6 protein-coding genes are annotated in these 6,199 nt (G+C 59.6%); 3 read left to right on the forward strand and 3 right to left on the reverse strand.

The genetic code is table 11. The features are described 5' to 3' along the window. Nucleotides 1–138 precede the first annotated feature (138 nt). Nucleotides 139–600: a tyrosine-type recombinase/integrase gene (locus AC792_RS01220; protein WP_049828777.1), complete on the reverse strand. Its 462-nt coding sequence runs from the start codon at nucleotides 598–600 to the stop codon at nucleotides 139–141. Nucleotides 601–1,656: 1,056 nt separating this feature from the next. On the opposite strand from AC792_RS01220, the gene AC792_RS15945 reads away from it, so the two are divergent. From AC792_RS15945 to AC792_RS16725, 3 genes are all read left to right on the forward strand, one after another. Next, complete coding sequence (locus tag AC792_RS15945; RefSeq protein ID WP_160317588.1) at nucleotides 1,657–2,208, forward strand: RNA polymerase sigma factor; 552 nt, start codon at nucleotides 1,657–1,659, stop codon at nucleotides 2,206–2,208. Further along, complete coding sequence (locus tag AC792_RS16720; RefSeq protein WP_152915964.1) at nucleotides 2,205–2,879, forward strand: hypothetical protein; 675 nt, start codon at nucleotides 2,205–2,207, stop codon at nucleotides 2,877–2,879. The genes AC792_RS15945 and AC792_RS16720 overlap by 4 nt, the downstream gene beginning before the upstream one ends. A 374-nt stretch (nucleotides 2,880–3,253) precedes the next feature. Then, nucleotides 3,254–3,451, forward strand: a complete 198-nt coding sequence (locus tag AC792_RS16725) for a hypothetical protein (protein WP_152915965.1) — start codon at nucleotides 3,254–3,256, stop codon at nucleotides 3,449–3,451. Nucleotides 3,452–3,502: 51 nt separating this feature from the next. Here the strand turns inward: AC792_RS16725 and AC792_RS01235 are convergent, their stop codons facing one another. Both AC792_RS01235 and AC792_RS01240 read right to left on the reverse strand, forming a co-directional pair. Next, nucleotides 3,503–4,450 carry a tyrosine-type recombinase/integrase gene (locus AC792_RS01235; RefSeq protein ID WP_082177239.1) on the reverse strand — a complete coding sequence of 316 codons (948 nt, stop codon included), beginning with the start codon at nucleotides 4,448–4,450 and terminating at the stop codon, nucleotides 3,503–3,505. Nucleotides 4,451–5,393: 943 nt separating this feature from the next. Then, nucleotides 5,394–6,068 carry a hypothetical protein gene (locus AC792_RS01240; protein WP_200903339.1) on the reverse strand — a complete coding sequence of 225 codons (675 nt, stop codon included), beginning with the start codon at nucleotides 6,066–6,068 and terminating at the stop codon, nucleotides 5,394–5,396. Nucleotides 6,069–6,199: the final 131 nt, after the last annotated feature.

The raw sequence follows: 6,199 nt of genomic DNA on the forward strand, positions 1-6,199 counted from the left end.
TTCTGGTCGATGATTTCTCCTGTCACAGGATCGATCATCGTCTCTGTTGCTTCGGTCGTGAAGTCTTTCACGGCCATCTCCTTTCGGATCAGGCCGGACCCTCACACACCGTTATTCAGACAGTCCCGGTACCAGGGTTTAGGCGAGGGCGATGTCGTAGCTGGCGGATTTGGTGAGGTTGTTGCGTGCCCGGTCGTAGCGGCGGGGGGGGGGGGGGGCGGCGTGTCCCATGCTGTCTTGGAGTGCGTGGAGGCTGGTGCCGGTGTCGAGGGCAATGGTGGCGAAGGTGTGCCGGAGGCTGTGCGGGCTGATCCTCCCCTGAATCCCGGCCTTTGCTGCGAGGCGCCCTATGGTGCGGAAGGCTTCGCTGCGCTGCCAGGGTTTGCCGGTGCTGGTGGTGAACAGCGGCTGTCCTACCAGGTAGGCGGTGCCGGGTCCGTGGACGTGGATGAGTTCGGCGCCGTTGGTCTCGAGGTACTCGTTCACCGCCACCGCGGCCGGCGCGGGGACGGCGACTTTGGCGCTCTTTCCACCCTTGCGGCGGATGGTGAGGGTGCGGTGGCCGGTGTCGTGCCCGTAGTCGGTGGTGCTGGCACCCAATGCCTCCCCCCACCCAGATCCCGGTGAAGAGCAGCAGCGCGACCAAAGCGTGGGACCTAAAGTTATCAACCCGCGCCACAACAGGTAACGCTGTGGCTTGGTTGCGGGTGAGGCTCTGGGTGGTGCTGTGATCGGCGTCGACGACCGGCCGGGTGACGGCGGCCACCGGGTTCAACGTGGTGGCCCGGTCGGCGATGGCGTAGCGGTGGAAGCTCGATAGGGCGGCGAGGGTACGGGCGATCGTGGAGGGTGTGCCGGTACTCGTCGACATAGGCCCGCCGGACGTTGAGCAAGTCGAAACCCCTATCCGCTGTTGGTGACATGTCGGCTGGACAGGTGCGTGGGTCTGTTGCGTCTGTAGTGGGCGGTTTCGGACGGTCCTATTGACGGTACTTCGGGGTTGCTTGAGGTCTTCGAGTGAGGGGGCGAGTTCGGTTTCGTTTCGGAACTGAAATGATGCAGTTCTGCGGAGGTACTTCGTTGTCTTTGGGGGTTGCTCCTGCTGTGGGGACCGTTGGGGGAGGTGTTCGTCTGACGGGTGTTCGTCGGCGTGTTGCTGTTGAGTGGCAGGTCAGCGCTCTCGTCTGAACGGAACATGTCTACGAACTTCGTGTGGTGTTGATCATGGTGAAAGAAGGTGTGTTCTGTCGGACATAACCTTGTATGCCGATAAGTCTGCGTTCCGCTGCTGTTGCTCCTGCTCTCCGTGTTGATCCGAGTACTCGTTCTGAAGGTGGTTCTTCTCGCCTCAGCGGCTTGGCTGCGTATCTTCAGGGTGTTGTCGGTGACGGTGGAGCAAAGGCGCCACACCGTTTTGTTTGCTGTGCGTATTGTTCCAGAGCAGTCCCTCGTGAGCACGCGGTGGGCTCCCTAGGTGTTTTCTACTGCTCCGATGACGAAGCAGGAGACGATCAAGCGCTGATGGCGATGTGATGGCATCGCGTACACCAGCACCTGGCATAGAAGGCGATGATGTATCCGCTATATGTCGAAGACAAGTGGGAAAAGTTTTCCCGTGCTCGATGAAGCAGATAATTATTCCCACCCCTGATGAGAATGAAGAGTAACCCCATCAATACTTCAGAGGAACAAATATTTTCTCGGATCGCCCACGAAGTCGTGGAACCCGTTCGACAGTATTTGGTGCGCCGCACCGACCCCGGGATGATCGATGATCTTTTGAGCGAGACCTTGGTCGTGTTGTGGCGGAGGCGCGGGGAGATCCCGCCTACCCCCGTCCCCTGGGCCATAGGTATTGCTCGTCTTCAACTATCCAACGCGCAACGGTCAACGAGAAGACAGAGCCAACTGATCCAGAAAATCATCACTCTCGATCCTCCACCGATAATTGATACGACTGACGCTGTCGACGACGATGATGTACTTCATGCTGCGATGGAGGAACTGAAACCGGAGGAAGCGGAAATTCTTCGTTTGTGGGCGTGGGATGAACTTAACATCACTGAGATCTCCCAGGTTCTCACCACTAGTAAGAATGCCGCTTCGATCCGCCTCCACCGTGCAAAAAGAAAACTTAAAACACACTTGGAAAAACAGATGGCGTCATCCGACCTCGTTGAAGAACCCAAGGGAGATGCAACACAGTGAACATCGACCAGACCGACAAGCTGATGCGTAGGTTACGCGATCAGGATCCCGCCCGCTCGGTACCACCACTTTCTCCTGAAACTGTCCACACTCTTATTCATAACGCGATGAAGGACGGCACGTATCCAAAAGACCACAACACCAACCCCAACACCGCCGATAATGGCGGTGTCAGCGGGGCTAGTGAGATTGAACGTCAACGTAAGCGGCGCTCCCTCCTGATCGGTGGTGTTGGGATCGCGGCCGCAGCAGCCCTGGTCACAGCAGTCGTCCTCCCCACACTGGATGACGATGGTCAAGCTCCTCCACAAGCGATGCAGAGCACGAGGCTGATGAACCCTTCCGCTGACCCGGGGGCCCCGGCGGCGATGTGCGCTGTGCCGACATCGGACTATCTTGCGGCGCTCCCCCTGGCCTTCGCCGCTACAGTTGTCTCCGTCCAGGACGGGGTGGCGGAACTAGAAGTAACGGAAAGATTCGTCGGCACACCCGAGGACCGTGTCCTCATTCCCGACCAAGGCACCGATCCGGAGATCGACGGGGGGCCATTGACGTACAACCCTGAACTGTCCTATTTGATTGCCTCAGATGGTGAGTACGTCCTCACATGCGGTCTTAGCGGAACAGACACACCAGAACTCAGGGCCCTCTACTCGGCGGCCTTCAAGTGACGCTTTCAAAGAGGCAACGAAAAGGCCGGAATACAAGGGACATGTCAGGAGCGAAACAAGTGCGGGAACGAGGATCGAAAACGTCGAAGTATTCACTACGCCACAAATCACTGGGTGCACTTTTCATAATATTTGTTGAACGCACTCGTCGCTGCTTCACCCCGTTCCCTGTCGTACGTCCTGTTACTGGTACCAGGAAGAGGCTCACTCCAGAAGAGATAGAAGCCATAAATTTTCTTATCGAGCACGCATACTCGACGACGGCACCACGATCATCGTCATCCGATTTCCAGTGTGAGCTGAAAAAGCAAGCTCTCCATGCGTGGGCGGGTTGGAACTGCGATTGCGGGACATGCCTGTCGATGGAAATCGAGGTGGACAACGACGATCCACAGGACGCCGTACCTCGTTTGATACTTTCGGCTCTGACGACAGAAGCTGTGATACGGCTTTTTGTCGATGAAGGACAACTCTCCTACCTCGACATCAAACCGCGCGAAAATAAAACGCTATCAGGCATTCCTCACCCAAATTCGATGCGACCTTCGACCCCTGGCCCGCTTTATGTATAGGTACCTTGACCTATACACCACCCAAGTCGACTTCGATCCAGCACTCAATGCTCAGGCGAGGGCGCGGGCGACGTCATAGCTGGCGGATTTGGCCAGGTTGTTGCGTGCTCGGTCATAGCGGCGGGTAGTGCGGGGGTCGGCATGACCCATGCTGTCCTGCAGAGCATGCAAAGAGGTTCCGGTGTCCAGGGCGATGGTGGCGAAGGTGTGCCGGAGGCTGTGCGGGCCGATTCGCCCCTGAATCCCGGCCTTGCCTGCGAGGCGCCCGATGGTGCGGAAGGCTTCGCTGCGCTGCCATGGCCTCCCCGTGTTGGTCGTAAACAGGGGCTGTCCAATGAGGTGATGGGTGCTGTGGCCGAGGACGTGGATGAGCTCGGCCCCGTTGGTGCCCAGGTACTCGTTCAACGCCACGGCCGCGGGGGCCGGGACGGCGACCTTCGCGCTCTTTCCGCCTTTGCGGCGGATGGTCAGGGTTCGGTGTCCTGCGTCGTGACCGTAGTCAGTGGTACTGGCCCCGAGGGCTTCCCCGATCCGGATCCCGGTGAACAGCAGCAAAGCGACCAACGCGTGGGACCGCGGATCATCAGCCCGGGCAACGGCGAGTAAAGTGCGTGCTTGGTCGCGGGTCAGGCCCTGGGTGGTGCTGTGGTCGGCGTCGATCGCCGGCCGCACCACGGTGGCCACCGGATTCAGTGCAGTGGCCCCCTCGGCGATGGCGTACTTGTAGAAGCTCGAGAGCGCGGCGAGGGTGCGGGCGATGGTAGAGGGTGCCCCTACGAGGGTGTGCCGGTACCCGTCGACATGAACCCTGCGGACACTGAGCAGGTCGAAGCCCATGGCATCGAGCCAGGTGCAGTAGTGGTTGAGATGCCGGGTGTAGGCAACCAGGGTATGGCGCGAGGTCTGGGCGAGCTGCCAGGCGGCGATACTGCTGGCGTGTCGCTCCCGATTCGGGGCAGGGGCGCTGGTATGTGCGGCACTGAAAACGAGGTCATTCACCGAAGCACCACCATATCCACATCATAAGCGACATTATGGTGTGAATCCTGGGCACAAGCTGAGAATCGAGAAAAGCAGGTATTTCATTATCGTTCGCTATTGACTCGCGGGACTATAGGCCTGTACGCCCACTTTGCCTTGAGCGGAGGGGCGGGGATGCCAGCACCCGCATCACCACCAGGCAGTCCCCTACACGTCCTCCACTGGAGTCTTAGACGAGACACTCGTCGCCGACTTTCAGCAATGCTTTGTAATGTCTTGTATCCATGACTCTCAGCCATGTCGATCGATAGGGATGAAATAGGGCCATCTCTCCTTAATCGGTCATGACCCCTAGCCGTGAGTTCCGCGACGCTAACGAGGCGAATGACCCCTCCTAGGACTTACGAGTTCCAGGGAGTAGGGCTCGTCAACGCGCCGATGCAGGGCGTTGTGACGACCCTCAGATCGTAAGTCTGCTTGCTATTTGTTCTAGGTCGCCTCTAGGCTGGCCAGGAAGCTTTCACCGGCTGACAGACCACCTGCTTGTGATGGGAGCGAACGCCCAGAGTAAGCAGGAACCGATCTTATTCGGTACACATAGAAGAAGCAGAAAGCGGCAGGAGCCCTGGACGGGGGTTCATGCCGCTTTCTGCTTTTCTTACGTGCCTGCCAGTAGTACTGATCCTCGCAGGGTGAGAGCCCGGAACTCGGCGGACGATGGTCGAGGGGTGAGCTTTCACGGACATGACGGGGTCTCGCAGCACTGGCAGGTTGGGATGATGGCAGGAATAGGTCTCCCTAACAGCAACTCGGAGACCGTCTCCCTGGGTAGGCCAGTCGGAGTGCAGGGAACCCGCGACAACAGCACGATCGTCTACTGGCCTACATGAGCGCCGGCGCCGTACACCCCGTCATATGGAGGATCCGAGGATACCTCTAGTGGAGCGAAGGTTGGCCGGGGTCAGCCGACGTGCCAGTGACGACGGATGAGTTCCTCACGCGCGGCCTCATCATCCGTAGCTCCCCCGTCCGACGCAGCGTCTTCGGCGTCTTTGGCATCTTCGGTATCTCGTAGACCTTCGAGGACGGCGTCGATGAGCGCACTGGGGAACACGCCATCGGCTTCGAAGAGGTCGCGCTCGGCCTCGAGGGCGTCGGCTGATTCTGCACGGGAGGTCGGTAGTTGCTCGAAGTCGTCGTGGTCGGCAGTGCTCAGCTGCTCTGCCAGTTTCAAGCTTCCCGGATCGGTGAGTCCGCGCTTGGCCGCGACTGCCATACCGGCTAGCAACAGGTGCGCATCGGCCGAACCGTCGCCGAGCCGGAATTCGACAGTCTGCGGGTCGATGGCCGGCTCGGGCACGGGCTCGGTGCTGCCAGGATTGGCGTGCGCGACCATACCGGAAAGGACGTCCCCGCCCCAAGCTAGAGGGACCCGGACCAAGCCGGTGCGGTCCTTCATCCCCCAGCAAATACCTTCAGGGGATTCCTCCCCGTCAGCAAAGCGCAGATAGGAGGTAGGGACCGTGTTGCCGAATGCGGTCAGCGCCTTTGCTGCCGCGAGGTACCCTGCGATCAACCGGCGCCCGGTGTCGTTGAGCCCTTCCTCGCCGACGATTGTGCTGGTGCCGTCGCGCACCAGCTGGGGTTGCCCGCAAGTTGTGGACAGTTGATCAGGCGGCTTATGCCGGCTGAGCTTTATTGCTGGCGAGTAATTGCTCGTGTTCTATTGGCGTGGTGTAGCCCAGGGCCGAGTGGAGTCGGGAGCGG

This window comes from Arthrobacter sp. RIT-PI-e (assembly GCF_001187915.1).
In the GTDB taxonomy this organism is placed as follows: Bacteria; Actinomycetota; Actinomycetes; order Actinomycetales; family Micrococcaceae; genus Arthrobacter_D.